This window comes from Planotetraspora thailandica, assembly GCF_016863335.1.
In the GTDB taxonomy this organism is placed as follows: domain Bacteria; phylum Actinomycetota; class Actinomycetes; order Streptosporangiales; family Streptosporangiaceae; genus Planotetraspora; species Planotetraspora thailandica.
Map to the genome: position 1 here is coordinate 1 of NZ_BOOR01000111.1, position 1,130 is coordinate 1,130.

Genomic DNA, 1,130 nt, shown 5'->3' on the forward strand with positions numbered 1-1,130 from the left:
CTCTTGGGTGTTTTGGTTGGTTTTGTTCGGGCGGTTTTGTCGGTGGGGGTTGTTAGTTTCCTGGTGTGGTTGTGCAGCGGCAGGTGATTCCGGAGGGTCTGGCGGAGATGGCGCCGGGCCCGGAGCTTGCCGCGGTTTTGGGCGGGTTGGATCTTCGCCGGTTGAGTGGGTATGACGCGGTTTTGGTCTTGCAGGCCTACGCGCGGTTGGAAGCGCACGTGCAGGCGCGTAAGGCGCTGGTGATGGCCGAGGTCGGGCTGTATGTGCCGTCTCCGGATGACATGCGCAAGGCGGCGGTGCCGGATGAGTACGCCGCCGATGAGGTGCGGGCGGCGTTGGTGCTGACCCGGCGCGCGGCCGAGCGGGAATACGCCTTCGCGCATGATCTGTGCACGCGGTTGCCGCGGGTGTGGCAGGCGTTGCTGGACGGGCGGATCGACAAGCCCCGCGCGTTGGTGGTCTCGGAGTGGCTGGAGGACGTGCCGGCCGGTCTGGCGCGTGCGGTGGCCGATCAGGTGCTGCCTGCGGCGGGGCGTTCGACGACCAGCCGGCTCGCCGAGATGATCAAGCGGTTGCTGGTGGCGGCCGATCCTTCGTGGGCGCGTCGCCGCTATGAGCGGGCGGTGCAGCGGCGCCGGGTGGAGGGCAGGATGGTGCGGGACGGCACGGCCTGCATCACCGGGCATCAGTTGCCGCTCGATCAGGCCGCCGCGGCGATCGGCCGGGTGAACGCGGTCGCCCAGCAGGCCAAGGCGGCCGGGCTGGCGGCGCCGATCGATCACGTCCGCACCGACATCTTCCTCGGCCTGCTCGATGGCAGCCTGACCGGCCTGGACGACGACGGCATCATCACCGCCCTGCTGGCGCAGGCCGCCCACCGCGCCCCGGCAGAAGACGACGACGACCCCGACATCGACGACCACCCCAACGATGACGGCCGCCACCCCACCGCCGACGATCCCGACCATCCTGACGGTCTCCACGGTCCCGACGTTCCTGACAGAAACGGCGGCAGCGACGGCAACCGCGTCGACGCAGCTAACGGCGGCCCCGACCCCAGCACCGCGGGCAAGGACGATCAACCCGGCCATGGCGGGAACACCGGCCCTGGTCCCGGCGGTGACGGTGAG

The 1,130-nt window shown here is 70.0% G+C and carries 1 protein-coding gene; it reads left to right on the forward strand.

Translation table 11 applies throughout. The features are described 5' to 3' along the window. Positions 1-65: 65 nt before the first annotated feature. Positions 66-1,130: DUF222 domain-containing protein (locus tag Pth03_RS41060; protein WP_203949944.1), on the forward strand; the 1,065-nt coding region annotated here is incomplete at its 3' end.